The following is a 16,719-nucleotide window of genomic DNA, read 5'->3' as shown; positions in this document are numbered from 1 at the left end:
GGTCGCTGCCCTACCTCGCTTCTCTGGTGTTGAACGGATCGATGCCCTCCACCACGCCGAACGCGGGCGGCAGCGGCTCATTGGCCAGATACAGCCGCTCCGCGACCCGGCGCGGCAGCGGCAGGTGTTCGAACCGGCCGTGCACCACCCGGTCCGCGCTCATCGGCTCGGCGCGGAACCGGGAGACCGTGGAGATCTGGAACTGTTCCCGCCCGTGGCTGACCAGGATGACCACCTCACTCACCTTGCGGGAGCCGTCCGCGTGCCGGGTGAGCTGGACGATCACATCGACCGCGCTGTTGATCTGGTCGCGCAGCGCCTCGAAGGGGATCTCCACCTCGGACATGGACCCCAGGGTCTGCAGCCGCATCAGCGCGTCCTCCGCGCTGTTGGAGTGCACGGTGGCGAGGGAACCGTCGTGGCCCGTCGACATCGCCTGGAGCATGTCCAGCGTCTCGCCGCCGCGGACCTCACCCACGATGATCCGGTCGGGGCGCATCCGCAGCGAGTTGCGGACCAGGTCGCGCACGCTGATCTGGCCCTTGCCCTCCACGTTCGCGGGCCGGGTCTCCAGTCGGACGACATGTGCCTGCTGGAGCTGCAGTTCGGCCGCGTCCTCGACGGTGATGATGCGCTCGTGGTCCGGGATCAGTCCGGAGAGCGCATTGAGCAGGGTCGTCTTGCCGGACCCCGTACCGCCGGAGACGATCACGTTGAAGCGCGCCCGGACGAACGCCGAAAGCAGCATCAGCATCTGCTCGTCCAGCGTGCCGAGCGCGATCAGCTCCTGGAGGCGGTAGGCACGGGGGAAGCGGCGGATGGTGAGCGTGGGGCCGGTGAGGGCGAGCGGCGGGATGATCACGTTGACCCGCTCGCCGGAGGGGAGGCGGGCGTCGACCATCGGATTCGACTCGTCCACCCGGCGGTTGACGGTCGAGACGATGCGCTCGATGGTCTGCATCAGCTGCTCGGTGGACGCGAAGCGCAGCGGGAGCTGTTCGACGCGGCCCGCCCGTTCGACGAAGATCGCGTCGGGACCGTTGACCATGATCTCGGTGATGGACGCGTCTTCGAGGAGTGGTTCGAGCACACCGAGGCCCAGTGCCTCGTCGACGACCCGGCGGATCAGCTGTGAGCGTTCGCCGGTGGAGAGCACCGGCCCCTCGCGGCTGATGATGTGGCCGAGTACGCGCTCCAGACGGGCGCGCCGGTCGGCGGTCGCCAGGGCGGACATCTCGGCGAGGTCGATCTCCTCGAGCAGTTTGGCGCGGTAGGTGGCGACCAGGTGGCCGTCCTCCCTGCCGCCGCCGTGCTCCTCCGGGGTGGCGATGCGGGCGCGCAGACTCATCGGATGCCTCCCGCTGTGCCGTTGTCGTCGCACGGCATGACGACCGTGCGGGTGACCGAACCGACGCCGAGTCCGATGATCGAGGGGACGGTGATTCTGGCGGTGCCGCGGGTGGTGTCGCCGCAGGGTGAGGCGGTGACGGTGGCGTCGTCCCGCAGCCAGCCGCTCAGCGCGGCCTGCCCCGCGGCGGCGCCCGGGCGTCCCTGGGCTTCGGTACGGGCGGCCGCGCGGGCGGCGGTTCCGGCCTGGCCGGCGGTGTAACCGGCTATGCCGAGCTGGATGGCGGCCATGCCGATGAAGAGGACGAGGGGGAGCATGCCGGTGAATTCGAGGATGGCTGTGCCCTGGTCGGAGCGGAGGGTTCGGGTGCGGGTGTTCTCGGCCCGTGGGAGCGGCCTCCGGCCGCTCGGCCTCAATCGCCGGCCGGGCTTGACATGTGGCCTCAATCGCCGGCCGGGCTTGATGTGGCCGGGGTATCTCTCTTCGTGCGAGCCGAATCCTGCAGTTTCGGCACTGGGCGGGCAAATCAAGCCTGTCCTGGGGGTCCCCCCGGACGGAGTCTGGGGGAGTTCGAGGACCGGGGGTCCAGGGGCGGAGCCCACGGTTTCGGGAAGGGGAGGGGAGGGGCACGACAACGACGCCCGGCCCCGCCTCACCGCGGGTCCCCCTCGAGCGCGGCCCCGGCGTCACCATTCACCGACCAGGGAAAGTTCCCCGCCCCCGGGAACAGGATCGGTGTCCGGAGGTGGACCTCCGCCTTGAAGACGCCTCCCGACGGCCCGCAGGAGACCACACTCGCCGCCCCCCGCCAGCTGCCCGGCAGCCGCTTCAGCGCCGCCGCCCGGCACGCGGCCGTACCGTCGCCGGTGACGGAGTACGCCGCCGTCCCGGCGCGCGCCGCCTCGTCCGCCGCGTTCCCCGCCAACGAGAACGTGTAGCCGTACAGCACGCACTGCCACACCGCCACCAGTACGAAGGCGATCAGCGGCGCCATCCCGGCGAACTCGACCAGCACCGCGCCCCGGTCGGAGCCCTTCCGCCCCCGCAGCCGGCCGCCCCGCCCGTGGCCGTTGGCGGGTGTGGATGCCTTGACCAGTCCGAGCTCCCCCGCGAGACCCCACATCGCCTGCTTGACCGATGAGCGGCTGTCCAGGTCCTGCATCCGGCCCGCGTCCACGGCCGGCTGGAGTTCCTTGAAGCCGGCCGGGATCGCGGACCTGGCCGCCTTGGTGCCGGTGATGCGTTCGACGAGCGGCGGCTGGATCTCGGCGCCGCGGGTGGACCGGTTGACGACCGTGACCGTCTCCTCCGCCTTGCGGATCTGGAGGCGGTCCCACATCCGTACCATCCGCTTGGCGGCCCTGACCGCCACCACATCGGGGGTGACCAGCAGCAGCGCCTGGTCGGCCATTTCGATCGCGGCCGCGTTGGCGCTGTTCAGCTGGGTGCCGCAGTCGACGATGACGACCTCGTACCGGTTGCGCAGAGCGCTGAGGGCCTGCCGGGCCACCCGGTCGGTGACCTCCTCGCCGCGTTCGCCGTCGCCGGGGGCCAGCAGCAGGCCAACGCCGGTCGGGTGGGCGTACACCGCGTCCTGGAGGACCCGGGGCGAGATGTCGGCGATACCGGCCAGGTCGGCGATCGAGCGGCGGAACTGCACGTCGAGGTACGAGGCGACGTCGCCGGACTGCAGGTCCAGGTCGACCAGTGCGACGGTCCGGCCGGAAGAGGCGGCGGCCAGGGCCAGTTGGACGGCGGTGACGGTCGCGCCGACGCCCCCCTTGGCACCGGTGACCGTGACGACGGTGCCACCGGGTCCGGAGATGACGTCGGGGCCGCCGCCGAGGTGGCGGCGCACCCCGGTGGACCAGGAGGCGGCGTTCTGCACCCGGGCCGCGAGCTCGTCGTAACCGAGCGGGAGCCCGATGAGGCCGCGGGCGCCGGCGTCCATGGCCGCGGTGTAGAGGAGCGGGCTGACGTCGGCGGTGATGAGGACGACGCCTACCGCCGGGAAGCGCAGGGCCACCTCGCGGATGAGTTCCAGCGCGGGCGTGGGGCCGATCCGTTCGTGGACCAGGACCACTTCGGGCAGCTCGTCGATGTATTCGCCCGCGAGCCGGGCCAGCAGGTCGATCAGCGAGGTGGAGTCGGTGACCGGCGGGGCGGGCTCCGCGTCGGGGAGCTGGCTGAGCAGGGTGACCACGGAGCGGGCCGCGTCCGGGTCGCCGACAGCCGGCAGGATGCGAGTCGTCATCGGTCCCTCACTTGTCGCCGTCGAGGGTGTACGTACGGTCGCGCTGCGGGACGGGCTCGCTCCCGCCGGCCGCCACCAGGGCCAGCCGTACGTGGGTGGCGAAGGACTCCGCGTAGGCCACCCGCTGTGCGTCGAGGGTTTTCAGGGCGAAGGTGATCGGGACGGCCTCGGTCGCCGTCCGGGTCCGGTCGCTCGGGTTCTGGTTCGGGTCGAGGGCGGTGAGCTTTCCGACGTCCACCACGCGGGCGTTGGAGACGATGACTTTCGACGTGTCGGGAACCCCCTTGTCGTCGCCCTTGAAGGTCGCGTAGATGTTGACCGCGGACCCCGGGGTGATCTTCCCGGCCACCCCGGTGGCCGCGTCGATCATGATGGCGATCTCCTGCTCGCCCGTGGCCAGTTCGGGCTGCTCGACGAGCATGTCGCTCTGCAGCAGCGAGCCCGTGTGCAGGGTGGTGACGGCGATCTTGCCGCGCACCTGTCCGAGATCGGTGACCGCGTTCGGTGACAGCCAGCGCTTCGGCAGCTTCGTCTGCTCGAAGTCACCGGCGGTGAGCTGTTTGTACGGGGCTATGTCGTGCCGGACCCGGTAGCCCGTGACCTCGGGGCCGACCTTCGAATTCACGTTGCGGATCACCGACAGCACCCCGACGATCGCCGCGATGGCGCACAGGACCGACAGGAGCAGCAGGACGACGCCGCGGCGCTGGCGTGAATTCACTGGACGGGCAACCTCTCGAGCTGGGCGTGCGGATCGGCGAACGGCGACGAGCAGAAACCGCAGCGGTCTCCGATGAGTTCGAGTCCGCACCACCGGCACTGCTCGCGGCGCACGGAGGAGACCAGCTGGTAGAGGACGGCGATGTCGGGGATCGCCGCGGCGAACTCGACGATCCGGGGGGTGCCCCACCAGCCGGCCGAGTCGGCGGGCAGCGCCGTCTCCAGCAGGCCGTGCACCCGCCAGGCGGGCCCGAGCACCGTGGCCGCCCACTCGGACTCCAGCCGGCCCTTGGCGACGAGCAACCGCGTACCGAACGAGGGCCCTTCGAGGATGCCCGGTTCCGCCCCGCCCACCTTGGCCGACTGCGGCCGGGGCGAGGCGAGTACGGCGAACTGCGAGCCCGGCAGCCAGGACCTGGCATGCGAGGTGAGGGTCACCGGGACCCGGTCGAGCCTGGCGACCGAGGCGAGCAGTGCGCCCGCGTAGATGTAGTGCGAGAGCAGTCGCGCGGCGGAGGCGAGCACACCGGGGCTGAAGTCGCAGACCGAGAGCTGGCGCAGTTGCCGGGCGAGTACGGCGATGCCCAGCGGCGGCAGGTCGATCGGAAGCAGCGCGATCCGGTCGCTTTCGAGCACCGACCGGACGGTGTGCAGCCGCCGCACGAACGGTCCGGGGAGCGCCGACGAGTGCAGCACGATCACATATCCGTGCTGTTCGAGCAGTGTGTGGATCTCGCCGATGGAGGCTTCGAGGGTCTGCGCCGCCGGGGGCCGGAGCACTGCCGCGGGAGGTGTGTGCCGGTCGGACGGAGGCAGCACGAGGTCGCCGCTGGTGACAGCTATGGCGGTCGGCACCTTGTGTTCCCCCGTTCACAGCGAGTTGCTCCTGCACCAGCACTGTATCCACGGGACCCGGAGGAAGAACCACAACTGACCAAGAATCATTGGATCTTGGACAGCCGAGGACCGGAAACGACGCAGCTGAATACGCGAAGAAACGGTGGAGAACGGACCGATGCCTTGACAAGATCATTGGTCTGGACCAGCTTTGGCGGCGTCGTAGCTTCCGAAAGCCGCCTCCCACACCGTCCGCGGCCGGCGCCCACCGCTCCCCCGGTGGACGCCGGCCGCGGCGTCCGTCACGGCTTGGGCAGCGTGCAGCCCGCGCGACTCAGGTCGATCGTGTTACCGGGACCGACGCACGGCACGATCCCGTACGTCTCCTCGGCGTAGTTGATGCCCTGGCGGACGGTCACCTTGCCGTTCTCGTCCACCTCGCACGGGTTGTTCTCCGTGCACCGCTGGCCGTCCTCGTTACCGGTGTTGTTGACGGCGACGACCTTGCCGGTGGCCTGGTCGATCACCGGCGAACCGGAGGTGCCGCCGATGGTGTTGCAGGCGGAGGTGTAGCGGACCGAGTCCTTCCAGGTCCAGTCGCCCTCCTTGAGGCGGTAGACGAAGCCGTCGACATTGCAGCTGTAGATCTTCTTCCAGTAGCCGGAGACCACGCTGATGGCGCTGGACTGGGTGGGGTGGCCGGCGTTGAGCTCCAGCGCCGCTATCCCGTACTTGCTCTGTATCTGCGCGTAGGTGGAGGTCAGTCGGTACAGCGAGATGTCCGTGTCGGTCATCGTCGCGTACGCCACCTTGCTCGCCCGGAGCCTGCCGACGCTGTTGCCCGCGGAGTTGAGCAGCGAGAAGCTGCGGGTCGACGGCTGGTCGGTGATGACCTCGCCCGCCGCCGGGAAGCCGGACTCCAGACAGTGGCCGTTGGAGAGCACCAGCGCGGGGTCACCGGACTGGGAGTCGGGCATCCGCACGACGGAGCCGGAACAGTTGCTGAGTGCCACCGTCCCGGCGAAGTTGACAGCTTTGACCGCAGGCCCGGTCGGGGCCGGTGCGGGTGCCGCTGCCGCGGGTACAGCTGCCGCGCCCGTGAGGAAAAGGGCGAGCAGTGCACCGGCGAGAGGCTTCTTCATGTGGGGGTCCCCTCTGTGACCGAAGTTCTTTCGGTTTGACATGCGCATTGTTAACGCAGAGTGGACGCAGGGGAAGAGCGCCGCGCGGGTGCGGTGCACCGGTCCGCGCGGCGACAATATATAATTGGTGTATGCATCTAAGCCCGGACTCCGACGAGCAGCGGATCGAGGACGCCGCCCGCGGCCTTCTGCGAGGCATCGGACGGCTCTCCCAGGCGCTCTTCCGGGCCGGAGAATTCGGGCTGCCGCGCAGCCACACCGCGGTACTCGACGCCCTGGAGCCCGGGCCGCGCCGGGTCACCGGGATCGCCGCCTACACCGGCCTCGCCCAGCCCCGGGTGACCGTCGTCCTCCAGGAGCTGGCGGAGCGCGGGCTCATCGAGCGGGAACGCTGCGCCCAGGACCGGCGCGCCGTGGAGGCTTCGCTCACACCTGCGGCCCGGGCGCTGCTGGAGCGGGCGCGGCAGCGGATGGCCTCGGCTCTCCTCGAAGGGCTTCGGACGAACGTCGAAGACCCGGAGCAGGCCGTCGGCCAGGCCCGAGATGCGGTGTCCACCCTTCTGCACGCCATCGAACCGGAGGTCAGTTGACCACCCCAGCCACCGAAGCCCTGGACCCCGCCGCCGAACGGGAGGGGGGCCGGCCACCCCGTACCGGAGGTGCCGTCGCACCCCGCCGGGTCGGCGGGCCGAGACGCTGGTGGGACGGAGTGCTCGCAGCCGACCCCGGCCTCGGTCAGCTGCAGGCCGGATGGCGTTCGCTGGTCTCGGTCACCACCGGCCTCCTGGTCGGTTACGGGATGTCCGTCGCCCTGACCCTGCCGGCCATGCTCGGCATGATGGTCGGCGGCATGATGGGGCTGATGAGCGCGTTCGCCATCGCCGAGAACACGCCGCTCAGGCTGACCCGCGCGATCCTGTGGATGCCGTTCCCCTTCTCCGCCGTCCTGCCGCTCGCCGCGTGGCTGCACCAGGACCGTGTGCTGGAACTCACCCTGATGGTGGTGGGGCTCTCGCTGACGTTCTTCCTCGCCCGGTTCGGACCGCTGGCGCTGCTCACCGGCATGATGCTCTTCAACTCCTTCATGGTCGGCATGATGGCGAACATTCCGCTGAACCTGTGCGGGAAGCTCTTCGTCGTCGCGCTGGTGTCCTCGGCGGCCATCCTCGCCGCCCGTCTGCTGCTCTGCTGTCCGATGCCCCGCGAGGACCTGCTCCGTACCCAGCGCGCGTTCGTCGTCGAGGCACGCCGGGTCGGCGACGCCGCCACCGCGGCGCTGGACCCGGACGCCGACCAGGACGTCGCCATCAAGCGGATGCGGCGGAGCCTGCGCCGCCTCAACGTCACCACCGTCACCATCGACGGCCGCCTCGCCCAGCCCGAGGTCGCCGCAGACCCGGACACCGCCGAACTGCTCCACCAGTACCTCTTCGACGCCGAACTCGCCCTGCAGGGCATCGGTCAGGCCGTGCAGCGGCTCGCCCGGCTGCCCATCCCCCCGCACCTGCGCGAGGCGATGGTCGTGGCGCTGGTCGTCGCCCGCGACACCCCGCTCGGCCGCGCCGACGCGCTGCACCCGGCGGCCCGGCTCATCCAGCAGCAGGCCGAGGACGTGCTCGGCGACCGGGACGCCGGCCCCGACGAGGCCGAGGCCGCGGTGCTGGCCCGTCGCGTCGGCCACCTGCTCGACTCGCTCGCCGACTCCCTGGCGCACTGGCTCGACCTGGGCTGGAACGCGCCCAGGGCACGGGCGAAAGTCCCCTTCCAGCCCACCGTCGCACTGGAACAGAACCGCCCGGCCGGTACCGGCGCCGTCGCCCGGCGGATCGCGGCCGCCCAGGAACTGACGGGCTGGCGACGCGTCGTCCCGTACGTACGGGTACCGCTGCACGCGGCGGTGGCCTGCGCCATCGTCTGCCCGATCGCCGATGCCATCGACCCCCGGCGCTTCTACTGGGGCCTGGTCGGCGTGATGATCACGCTGTTCGGTACCAACACCACCCACGAACGGCTGCGCAAGCTGGCCCACCGGATGGTCGGCACGGTCGTCGGCGCGGTGCTCGGCATCTGGCTGCTCCACCTGATCGGCCCCGGCCACATCTACTGGACGCTGCTGGTCATCGTGGCGGGACTGGCTCTCGGCGCCTGGGGCATGCAACGCCAGTACGCCTACTGGGTGGTGGGGCTCGTCACCGCTCTCGTCCAGCTCTACGGCATGTCCACCCCCTACAGCGGGATGGACCACCTGCTGGCCGAGCGCCTGCTGGACAACGGACTCGGCATCCTCGCCGCCACCGCCTGCGCCGCACTGATCTTCCCGCTCTCCACCCGGAAGATCGCCCAGGAGGCCGACCGCGGCTACGTCGCGGCGCTGGAGCACCTGGTGTCCCAGATCCACCAGCGGTGGGACGACCCCGAGGCCCCCGTCCGGCTGCGCGGCGCGGCACGCGGGGTCGACGCGGCACTGTTCCAGGTCCGCAGCGTGTCCCGGCCGCTGGTCCGGATGCCGGGCATCCGGGGACGCGGCGCCGAGAACCGGCTCGCGCTCCTCACCACGGCCACCGCACACGCACGGGCACTCGCCGCGGCGGCCGACATCGACATCGACCTCGGGCCCCGGCTCCCCGGCCACGTCGAGCGGATCACGCAGACCTTCCTGGAGTCCCTGCACACGCTCGACCGGCGCTTCTCCACCGGTGAGCCCGGCGGCAGCTGGGTCCGGGTGAGCCCCCTCGTGCGGAACCTCGAAGCGCAACTGCGGGCCCCGGCCGGTCCTCGCGCCGACCGGCTGCACACCGCGCTCAGGGAACTGGCGGCGCTGGACGAGGTGCTGGCCGGATTCGCCGAGGACCGCGGCCTGCAGACCGTCGCGGCGCCCACCGAGCAGCACCCCGCACCGCCGCCCGCCGCATCCCTTCGGACGCCGCCCGCCCCACGGGAGCGCCGCACCCAGGAGGTCCTGGCCGCCTGGACCGCGCACACCCGGCAGGGCGACGAGCGCACGCCGGAACCGCGCGGACCGGTCCGGGCCGCGACACCGCTCGCCTCGCAGGAAGCCGGACCGGGCGCGGCGGCCGCCGCGCACAACGACGGCGCCGACGGACGGGACCGGACCCGTAGCGCCGAGGGCTCCGTCACGGTCAGCGGTCACCTGCGGTGTCCGGACCACCCGGCCGACTGCGACGCGTGGATCACGGTGGTCGGCGCCCGGGGCAAGCGCCGGGCCGGCGTCCGCGCCGTCGCCGGCCGCTACCGCATCACCGGCCTGACACCCGGCACGTACACCGTCATCGCCGCCGGTTCGTCCCACACTCCGCGCGCCGAGTTCCTCTCGGTGAAGCTCACGGAGGGCGAGATGCACCACGACATCCAGCTGGCGCCGGCGTCCCGGGACTGAGACCTGGAGGCGCCCGTCAGCCTCGGAGACGGCCGGGGAACGCACCCGCTCACCTGTGGGTGTGCATCCCGGATTCTCGGGCTGCACAACTGCCGTGCCGTCAGCCGACGTCGGCGCTGCCTTCTCGGTAGATCTTCGCCGAAGCGATCCGCCCGTTCGCGACGGCGTAGAACCCTGCGATGTGGTCGGTTCGCTCCGCACCGTCGACAGTGAACGTCTCGACCATCTGGCAGGCGGCCCGGTCATCGCCGACGATCAAGTTCTGGATCGTCAGTGTCGGCAGCAGACCCTCCAGAGCCCGTGCGAACAACTCGGTGAGTTCGGCACGGCCTTGCGTCGTCGTCGTGCCCGTGACCCACACGGCGTCGTCGGTGAACCCGGCCATCAGGGTCTCGAGATCATGGGTGTTGAAGGCCTCGACGTGGGTCCTGATGAGAGTTTCGATCACCGCCGGATCATAGTGCGGTCCTGGCGGGGTCCGATGGGCCCCACCACGGTCAGGTGCTGAACGCACGGGAGAGGTTCGGCGCGATGATGTGCCCTGCTGCCCGCACGGTGGGCGGTGACCGGCATGGCCGGCGGATACACCCTGTCGTATCTGGCCGGACTCGTCCTCACCGCGTGGCTGCTCCGCAAGAAGGTCGGAGGGCCGGTCGGCGAAAGGATCTGCGCCGCACCTACGTCAGACTGTTCTGCTCGGCCGGGCCGGCAGCCGGGCTGGGGTGGGCCGTGGCTCACTGGTGCGCCGCGCTGGGTACCGGCACCTGGCCCACCGCCGTCGCGTTGGTCGCCGGATCGCTCACGATGGCGGTGGGATACCTCGCACTCGGCCGGTTGCTGGGCATCAGTGAACTGCGCCGCCTGCCCGGGTTGCGGTGAACGTCGTCCCCGTCGTCGACGACGTTGCGCTCGCGTCGGCCTTCGCCGTGTAACGAACCGCTCCTCATGCCTCGTGCCCAGTTGGGGGTCCCTGGCGCCGCCCCCTGCGGGAGGGTTGACATCGATTCGCCGCACCGAGACTCTTTTTAGAAAGCAATTCTATCATTGGCCGACTCCGCGGGACCGCGGCAGCCGGGATGGATTGTGGAGGGAGACGCGTATGGGCGGCACCATGGACGGCCGAGTCGTGATCATCACAGGCGCGGCACGCGGGATCGGTCGCGGGCACGCGCTGGAGTTCGCGCGGCAGGGCGCAAAGGTGGTGGTCAACGATCTGGGCGCGGAGGTGGATGGAACCGGTGCTTCGTCCGGACCGGCCGGTGAGGTTGTGCGGGAGATCCGCGAGGCCGGCGGCGAGGCCGTCGCCAACGGCGATGACGTCTCTGACTTCGAAGGTGCGCGCAGGCTCGTGGAGTTCACGGTCGAGCGCTTCGGTGACCTGCATGTACTGGTGAACAACGCCGGTATCCTGCGCGACCGGATGCTGGTGAACATGAGCGCCGATGAATGGGACGCGGTGATACGGGTGCACCTGGGCGGCACGTTCGCTCCGCTGCGCCATGCGGCGGCGTACTGGCGGGCGCAGGCCAAGGCCGGCGCTCAGGTCGATGCGCGCGTCATCAACACGACGTCCTCGTCAGGCATTTACGGCAACCCCGGGCAGGCCAATTACGGTGCGGCCAAGGCGGGCATCGCCGGGCTCACCATCATCGCCTCGCGTGAACTGGCACGCTACGGAGTCGCGGTGAACGCCGTGGCTCCTGCGGCGCTCACCCGTATGACGGAGGGACTGCGGTCCGACCGTCCGGCTCCGGAGCCCGGCGTGTTCGACCCATCGGCGCCGGAGAATATCGCTCCGTTGGTGGTCTGGCTGGGTGGCCCGTCGGCGCGCGGTATCACCGGCCGGGTCTTCAATGTGCGGGGCGGGACGATCAGCGTCGCGGAGGGCTGGCTTGCCGGCCCCGGGGCCGACAAGGAGTCCCGCTGGGAGCTGTCCGAACTGGACAAGGCGATCCCGGCCATGGTGGGCAAGGCCCGCCCGAACGCGCTGCAGAACGGCCACGCGCCGGCCGAGGGTTCCTGACATGCCCCTGGATCAGAGCGTGATCGGAATCGAGTCCACGGCCGTCGAGCGGTCCTGGACCTCCAAGGACACCCTGCTGTACGCGGTGGGGGTCGGCGCGGGCCTGGACGACCCGCTGCGGGAATTGTCCTTCACCACGGAGAACTCTCACGGGGTGGCTCAGCAGGTGTTGCCGACGTTCGCGGTGCTGGCCGCGCAGGGACAGCGCGGCCGCAGCATCGGCACGTTCGACCCGGCCATGCTGGTGCACGCGGAGCAGTCCTTCGACCTGCACCGGCCGCTTGCTCCGGCGGGGCGTGTACGCATCACATCGAGAGTCACCGGGATGTACGACAAGGGGTCCGGCGCGTTGGTCACCAGCGAGGCCGTGGCCGTGGACCCGGATAGCGGCGAACCGCTGATCACCTCGCGCAGTGCGGTGTTCATCCGGGGCGAGGGCGGGTTCGGTGGTGACCGCGGCCCGCGGGAGGACTGGCCGGAACCGGACCGCGCGCCGGATCACCAGGTGACTTACCGGACCAGACCCGAACAGGCGCTGCTGTACCGGCTGTCCGGTGACCGGAACCCGCTGCACAGCGACCCCGTGTTCGCGGCGAAGGCCGGTTTCCAGCGGCCGATCCTGCACGGCCTGTGCACCTACGGGATCACCGGACGCGCGCTGCTGCACACGCTGGCGGGGTCGGACCCGTCCCGGTTCGCCTCGATGTCGGGCCGCTTCAGTAAGCCGGTGCTTCCCGGTGAGCCGCTGACCGTCTCCGTCTGGGACGACGGCGGCACCGCGCGCTTTCGCACCACCAGGGCGGACGGAACGGTCGTGATCGATCGGGGGCGGGTCGCCGTCCGCGGGGCGGCCGGACCGCGCAGCTGACCCTTTTCGCCCCCGCCGGCACGGCGCCCCAGGGCCGCTGCGGGCAGGGCCGCTGCGGGCAGGGGCGGCGCGGGCACCCGGTGCGGGATCAGGAGCGTGGTGGGTTGGCCACCGCGGTGGTCATGCAGTAGCCGATCGGACCGGCCGAGTCGTGCAGCGTGCAATGTCCGACAGCGACCCCGTCCTCGCTGGTGTGGGCGCCGGATTCCAGCCCTATCGCGTCACTGAGCGGCAGCCTGCTCAGGCACAGGGTGTAGTCGGCGTTGATGAACTGCAGACCCCCGTCACCGGCATGGGCGAGCGGACTCGCCGTGTCCGCCGCCAGGGCCGCCCGCACGAACGGCGACAGCGGCTCGCCTGCCACCAGTTCGCGTGCTTCCCGCAGCCAGGCCCGGCGCTTGCCGTCGCCACGCCAGCCGCCCTTCGCGGAGGCGTTGTGCTCGTCGAACATCCACGCCGTCCATGCCCCGTCGCGCGGCGTGAAGAGTTCCTCGGGGGCCGGGGCGTCCCAGGGCGGAGTTGCGGGGATGTGGCCGGGCGGCTGCTCGCTGCGGCGCAACAGAACGGCGCTGGCCCGCGCGACGACGCCGTTGGCGCCGTGCACGGTGGCGTCGACGACCCGTATGCGCCGTCCGTCACGCACCCGGTGGGTCTCCACCCGTACCGGTGCCATCGGCGCGTTGCGGAACAGGTCGACGGTCAGCCGAGTGAAGTGCAGGCCGTCCGCTGCGTGTTCCGCCTCCAGCGCCCTGGCCGCCAGGCCCCCGAGCAGTCGGCCGTGCATCATGCCGGGCGCCCACCAGCCGCGCGCGTGCGCCGCGGGCAGGAGTTCCTCCCCCACACTCGTGAAGAACGCCTCCTGCTGCTCCGTCTGGGCCACGCATGCCTCCGTCCTGACACCCTGACCGGCGGTCACGTGACGTCCCTCGTCGAGCCGAGACGGCGGATCAGCACGATCGCGGCTTCGGTGATCTTGTTGGCCTGGCGCTTGGTCGAGCAGGTCGCGATCTCGCGTCCTGCCTCGCCGATGATCGTGGTCAGCACAGCGACCGTGAGCCGGTCGACGGAATCGATGCCGGCACCGAGCAGCACTCCGTTCTGCCGGACCCACTCCCGGCTGCGGGTGCGCCTGACCAGTTCGAATCCCGGCGGTCCGTCGCCGTCCATGAACAGCCGGGCCAGGTCGCGGCGCTGCCAGGAGCCTTCCAGAAAGGCGCGGGCGCCGACGATGAACAGGTCGAGCGGGTCCTCGCCCGCGCCCGCGGACCGTGCCGCGGCGACCGCGGCCACCGCGTTCTGCTCGTGGGAGGCCTGGTGCTCCTCCCACAGAGCGAGGAAGAGTTCGGTCTTGCCCCCGAAATGGTGGTAGAGGCTGCCTACGCTGGAGTCGGCGCGTTCCACTACCGCCGCGATACTCGCCTCGGCGAAGCCCTGTTCGCAGAACACCTCACGGGCGGCACTCAACAGCACCCGGCGGGTTTCCGCCGTACGGCTCCACTGCCAGGCGTTCCCTCCATTGGCGGCACTGCTCGCGCTTCGTGGCATGGGCCCCTCCTTGCCTTCCATGGACGGTTGTCGGCACCGCCCACCGTACCGAATCCAATCTTAGAATTAACCACACCGCCATGTCGGCCGTGCTTCTCCGCGCCCCACACCCGCCTGCCGCCCGCGGTGTGCTCTGGCAGGCGTCTTGACACGCTCCTTCGGCGGGGCACAGTCTGAGCAGGTTCCTAGAGTTCCGTTCTAGAAAAGGGCTTCGGGTGATCACCCCCGTGCGTCCCGAGCAGGAAGGACACCTCTCGATGGTCGATTTCTCCCTCAGTGTCGAGGAACGGCAGATCCGGGACACCGTGCGCACCTTCATTTCCAAGGAGGTGATGCCACTGGAGCAGGAGGTGTTGCGCAATGAACGAGCGGGCTCACCGGCGATATCCCTGGATGTGCTCGCCGAACTGCGGGCCAAGGCCCGCAGGGCAGGTTTTTGGGGGATGAACACGCCCGAGGAGTACGGCGGGATGAACCTGGGGGCCGTCATGTCCGCCATCCTTGCCATGGAGACCGGCAGAACGTTCGTACCGTTCAGCTTCGGCGGATCCGCGGACAACATCCTCTACGGGGCCAACGACGAACAGAAGCAGCGCTATCTCGTCCCGACGATCGAGGGCGAGCGACGCTCCTGTTTCGCCATCACCGAGCCTGGCGCCGGCTCCGACGCACGCAACATCCGGACCCGTGCGGTGCGTGACGGCAGTGACTGGGTGATCAACGGCGAGAAGACGTTCATCACCGGCGGTAATGAGGCCGACTTCGTGATGGTGTTCGCCGTCACCGACCCGGCCAAGGGCGCCGACGGCGGAGTCACCTGTTTCCTGGCCGACCGGGACATGGGATGGAAGTCCGAGCCGATCCAGACGATGGGGCAGTGGGGTCCGGCGGCGCTGGTGTTCGACGACGTGCGGGTGCCCGCCGAAAACGTGCTCGGCGAAGTGGGCCAGGGTTTCGCCCTGGCGCTGCGCTGGATCGGCCAGGGACGCTACATGATCCCGGCGCGGGCGATCGGTTCGGCCGAGCGCATGCTGCAGATGGCCGTGGACTACGCCAAGATCCGGCACTCGATGGGCCATCCGATCGGTGACTACCAAGCGATCCAGTGGCAGATCGCTGATTCGCAGGTCGAAATCGAGTCGACCAAGTGGCTCACGCTGTACGCCGCTTGGCGGGTGCAGCAGAAAATGGACGCCCGCCATGCTTCCTCCATCGCCAAACTCAACGGGGCACTGATGGCCAACCAGGTGGTGGACCGCGTACTGCAGATTCACGGCGGTATGGGCTACACCAAGGAGCTGCCGATCGAGCGCTGGTACCGGGAGCTGCGACTGTTGCGGATCTTCGAGGGCACCGACGAGATCCAGCGCCGCACCATCGCCCGTAACCTCCTGAAGGGCCACGTGCGGCTGGGCGGGATCGGCGAATGACTGTGCGCAGGCGCGCGGCGATCGTGGGGGTGGCCGAGTCGGAGGTGGGCAAGACCCCGCACCTGACCGTACTGTCCCAGCAGGCCAGGGCGAGCAAGGCGGCCTTGGCCGAGGCCGGGCTCGGTCCCGGGGATGTGAACGCGCTGTTCGTGGCGGGGAACTGGTCGTGGGCGCCGGCGCTCACGCTGGCGGAGTACCTGGGACTGCAGCCGGACTACCTCGACGGCACCAACATCGGCGGGTCGTCGTTCGAGGCACACCTCGGCCACGCGACGGCCGCTATCGAAGCCGGGCTGATCGACGTCGCGCTGATCACCTACGGCAGCACCCAGCGCAGCAATCGTTCCCGCAACACACCCAGGCCCCCCACGACGCTCACCGAGCAGTTCGACCGGCCCTTCGGACTGCCGCAACCGGTCGGTGCCTACGCTCTGGCCGCCAACCGCTACTTCCACCAGTACGGTGCCACCGGCGAGCAACTGGCCGAGGTCGCGGTCAGCGCGCGGCAGTGGGCGGCGCTCAACCCGGACGCGTACTACCGCGACCCGATCACGGTCGACGACGTGCTCGGCTCTCCGATGATCAGCGATCCGCTTCACCTGCTGGACTGCTGTCTGGTCACCGACGGCGGCGGCGCGGTGGTCGTGGCCGCCGAGGACCGGTGGCCCGACGTCGACACCCATCCGGTAGTGGTGCTCGGACACGGCGAGACGACCACTCACAGCTCCATCGCCCAGATGCCGGACCTGACCGTCACCGGGGCGGCGCGCTCCGGCCCGGCCGCCATGAAGATGGCCGGTGTCACCCACGACGACTTCGATCTGCTGGAGATCTACGACTCCTTCACCATCACCGTGCTGCTGACCCTGGAGTCCCTGGGCTTCTGCAAGCCGGGCGAGGCCGGGGAGTTCGTCGCGCTCGGCCGTACGGCCCCCGGTGGGGACATACCGATGAACACCAACGGCGGCGGACTGTCCTACACCCATCCCGGTATGTACGGGATCTTCCTGCTCATCGAGGCGACCCGGCAGCTGCGGCACGACTTCGCGACCGACCCGCGCCGCCAGATCGACGGTGCGCGACTGGCGCTCGTGCACGGCACCGGCGGGGTTCTCTCGTCCACGTCCACCGTTGTACTGGGAAGGAGCTGATCAC

At 70.2% G+C, this 16,719-nt stretch carries 16 protein-coding genes; 7 read left to right on the top strand and 9 right to left on the bottom strand.

The annotated features are described in order from the left end of the window. Positions 1 to 10 precede the first annotated feature (10 nt). The 6 genes from AB0436_RS15705 to AB0436_RS15680 all read right to left on the bottom strand — a co-directional run bounded on the left by AB0436_RS15705 (position 11) and on the right by AB0436_RS15680 (position 6,301). On the bottom strand, positions 11 to 1,348 hold the full coding sequence (locus tag AB0436_RS15705; RefSeq protein ID WP_366468413.1) for a CpaF family protein: 1,338 nt from the start codon (positions 1,346 to 1,348) through the stop codon (positions 11 to 13). Next, the gene (locus AB0436_RS15700; protein WP_366468412.1) at positions 1,345 to 1,665 is read right to left on the bottom strand and encodes a hypothetical protein; all 321 of its coding nucleotides are present in this window, start codon (positions 1,663 to 1,665) and stop codon (positions 1,345 to 1,347) included. Before AB0436_RS15700 ends, AB0436_RS15705 begins: the two co-directional genes overlap by 4 nt. 335 nt (positions 1,666 to 2,000) lie before the next feature. Next, positions 2,001 to 3,602: an AAA family ATPase gene (locus tag AB0436_RS15695; RefSeq protein WP_366468411.1), complete on the bottom strand. Its 1,602-nt coding sequence runs from the start codon at positions 3,600 to 3,602 to the stop codon at positions 2,001 to 2,003. A gap of 7 nt (positions 3,603 to 3,609) precedes the next feature. After that, on the bottom strand, positions 3,610 to 4,323 hold the full coding sequence (gene cpaB / locus AB0436_RS15690; protein ID WP_366468410.1) for a Flp pilus assembly protein CpaB: 714 nt from the start codon (positions 4,321 to 4,323) through the stop codon (positions 3,610 to 3,612). After that, positions 4,320 to 5,177, bottom strand: coding sequence for a hypothetical protein (locus AB0436_RS15685; RefSeq protein ID WP_366468409.1), 858 nt, complete (start codon positions 5,175 to 5,177; stop codon positions 4,320 to 4,322). The genes cpaB and AB0436_RS15685 overlap by 4 nt, the downstream gene beginning before the upstream one ends. A 284-nt stretch (positions 5,178 to 5,461) precedes the next feature. Further along, positions 5,462 to 6,301 (bottom strand): serine protease, encoded by an 840-nt coding sequence (locus AB0436_RS15680; protein WP_366468408.1) that lies wholly within the window; start codon positions 6,299 to 6,301, stop codon positions 5,462 to 5,464. A gap of 131 nt (positions 6,302 to 6,432) precedes the next feature. On the opposite strand from AB0436_RS15680, the gene AB0436_RS15675 reads away from it, so the two are divergent. Continuing rightward, positions 6,433 to 6,891, top strand: coding sequence for a MarR family transcriptional regulator (locus AB0436_RS15675; RefSeq protein WP_366468407.1), 459 nt, complete (start codon positions 6,433 to 6,435; stop codon positions 6,889 to 6,891). After that, positions 6,888 to 9,698 (top strand): FUSC family protein, encoded by a 2,811-nt coding sequence (locus AB0436_RS15670; RefSeq protein ID WP_366468406.1) that lies wholly within the window; start codon positions 6,888 to 6,890, stop codon positions 9,696 to 9,698. Before AB0436_RS15675 ends, AB0436_RS15670 begins: the two co-directional genes overlap by 4 nt. 100 nt (positions 9,699 to 9,798) lie before the next feature. Here AB0436_RS15670 and AB0436_RS15665 read toward each other — a convergent pair whose 3' ends face one another. Beyond that, the gene (locus AB0436_RS15665) at positions 9,799 to 10,146 is read right to left on the bottom strand and encodes a nuclear transport factor 2 family protein (protein WP_366468405.1); all 348 of its coding nucleotides are present in this window, start codon (positions 10,144 to 10,146) and stop codon (positions 9,799 to 9,801) included. A gap of 281 nt (positions 10,147 to 10,427) precedes the next feature. Between AB0436_RS15665 and AB0436_RS15660 the strand changes: the two genes are divergently transcribed. The 3 genes from AB0436_RS15660 to AB0436_RS15650 all read left to right on the top strand — a co-directional run bounded on the left by AB0436_RS15660 (position 10,428) and on the right by AB0436_RS15650 (position 12,589). Continuing rightward, positions 10,428 to 10,577, top strand: coding sequence for a hypothetical protein (locus tag AB0436_RS15660; protein WP_366468404.1), 150 nt, complete (start codon positions 10,428 to 10,430; stop codon positions 10,575 to 10,577). A gap of 220 nt (positions 10,578 to 10,797) precedes the next feature. Further along, on the top strand, positions 10,798 to 11,721 hold the full coding sequence (locus AB0436_RS15655; RefSeq protein ID WP_366468403.1) for an SDR family oxidoreductase: 924 nt from the start codon (positions 10,798 to 10,800) through the stop codon (positions 11,719 to 11,721). A gap of 1 nt (position 11,722) precedes the next feature. After that, entirely contained in the window at positions 11,723 to 12,589 is an 867-nt protein-coding gene (locus AB0436_RS15650) for a MaoC/PaaZ C-terminal domain-containing protein (protein WP_366468402.1), read from the top strand. 88 nt (positions 12,590 to 12,677) lie between these two features. On the opposite strand, the gene AB0436_RS15645 is transcribed toward AB0436_RS15650, so the two are convergent. Both AB0436_RS15645 and AB0436_RS15640 read right to left on the bottom strand, forming a co-directional pair. After that, complete coding sequence (locus AB0436_RS15645; RefSeq protein WP_366468400.1) at positions 12,678 to 13,469, bottom strand: thioesterase family protein; 792 nt, start codon at positions 13,467 to 13,469, stop codon at positions 12,678 to 12,680. Between the two features lie 32 nt (positions 13,470 to 13,501). Continuing rightward, positions 13,502 to 14,134 carry a helix-turn-helix domain-containing protein gene (locus AB0436_RS15640; RefSeq protein ID WP_366468399.1) on the bottom strand — a complete coding sequence of 211 codons (633 nt, stop codon included), beginning with the start codon at positions 14,132 to 14,134 and terminating at the stop codon, positions 13,502 to 13,504. A gap of 257 nt (positions 14,135 to 14,391) precedes the next feature. Between AB0436_RS15640 and AB0436_RS15635 the strand changes: the two genes are divergently transcribed. Next, positions 14,392 to 15,564 (top strand): acyl-CoA dehydrogenase family protein, encoded by a 1,173-nt coding sequence (locus AB0436_RS15635; RefSeq protein ID WP_366468398.1) that lies wholly within the window; start codon positions 14,392 to 14,394, stop codon positions 15,562 to 15,564. Beyond that, entirely contained in the window at positions 15,561 to 16,715 is a 1,155-nt protein-coding gene (locus tag AB0436_RS15630; RefSeq protein WP_366468397.1) for an acetyl-CoA acetyltransferase, read from the top strand. Before AB0436_RS15635 ends, AB0436_RS15630 begins: the two co-directional genes overlap by 4 nt. Positions 16,716 to 16,719 lie beyond the last annotated feature (4 nt).

The organism is Streptomyces sp. NPDC051322, from assembly GCF_040689485.1.
Lineage (GTDB): Bacteria > Actinomycetota > Actinomycetes > Streptomycetales > Streptomycetaceae > Streptomyces.
The sequence above is the reverse complement of the archived record's forward strand: the minus strand, read 5'-3'. Positions and strand labels throughout refer to the sequence as shown.

What these genes read in the sequence shown, in the direction of transcription:
- AB0436_RS15675 (WP_366468407.1), top strand. Translation starts at nt 6,433, where the DNA reads ATGCATCTAAGCCCGGACTCCGACGAGCAGCGGATCGAGGACGCCGCC.
- AB0436_RS15680 (WP_366468408.1), bottom strand. Translation starts at nt 6,301, where the DNA reads ATGAAGAAGCCTCTCGCCGGTGCACTGCTCGCCCTTTTCCTCACGGGC.
- AB0436_RS15650 (WP_366468402.1), top strand. Translation starts at nt 11,723, where the DNA reads ATGCCCCTGGATCAGAGCGTGATCGGAATCGAGTCCACGGCCGTCGAG.
- AB0436_RS15655 (WP_366468403.1), top strand. Translation starts at nt 10,798, where the DNA reads ATGGGCGGCACCATGGACGGCCGAGTCGTGATCATCACAGGCGCGGCA.
- AB0436_RS15695 (WP_366468411.1), bottom strand. Translation starts at nt 3,602, where the DNA reads ATGACGACTCGCATCCTGCCGGCTGTCGGCGACCCGGACGCGGCCCGC.
- AB0436_RS15640 (WP_366468399.1), bottom strand. Translation starts at nt 14,134, where the DNA reads ATGCCACGAAGCGCGAGCAGTGCCGCCAATGGAGGGAACGCCTGGCAG.
- AB0436_RS15705 (WP_366468413.1), bottom strand. Translation starts at nt 1,348, where the DNA reads ATGAGTCTGCGCGCCCGCATCGCCACCCCGGAGGAGCACGGCGGCGGC.
- AB0436_RS15630 (WP_366468397.1), top strand. Translation starts at nt 15,561, where the DNA reads ATGACTGTGCGCAGGCGCGCGGCGATCGTGGGGGTGGCCGAGTCGGAG.
- AB0436_RS15700 (WP_366468412.1), bottom strand. Translation starts at nt 1,665, where the DNA reads ATGCTCCCCCTCGTCCTCTTCATCGGCATGGCCGCCATCCAGCTCGGC.
- AB0436_RS15635 (WP_366468398.1), top strand. Translation starts at nt 14,392, where the DNA reads ATGGTCGATTTCTCCCTCAGTGTCGAGGAACGGCAGATCCGGGACACC.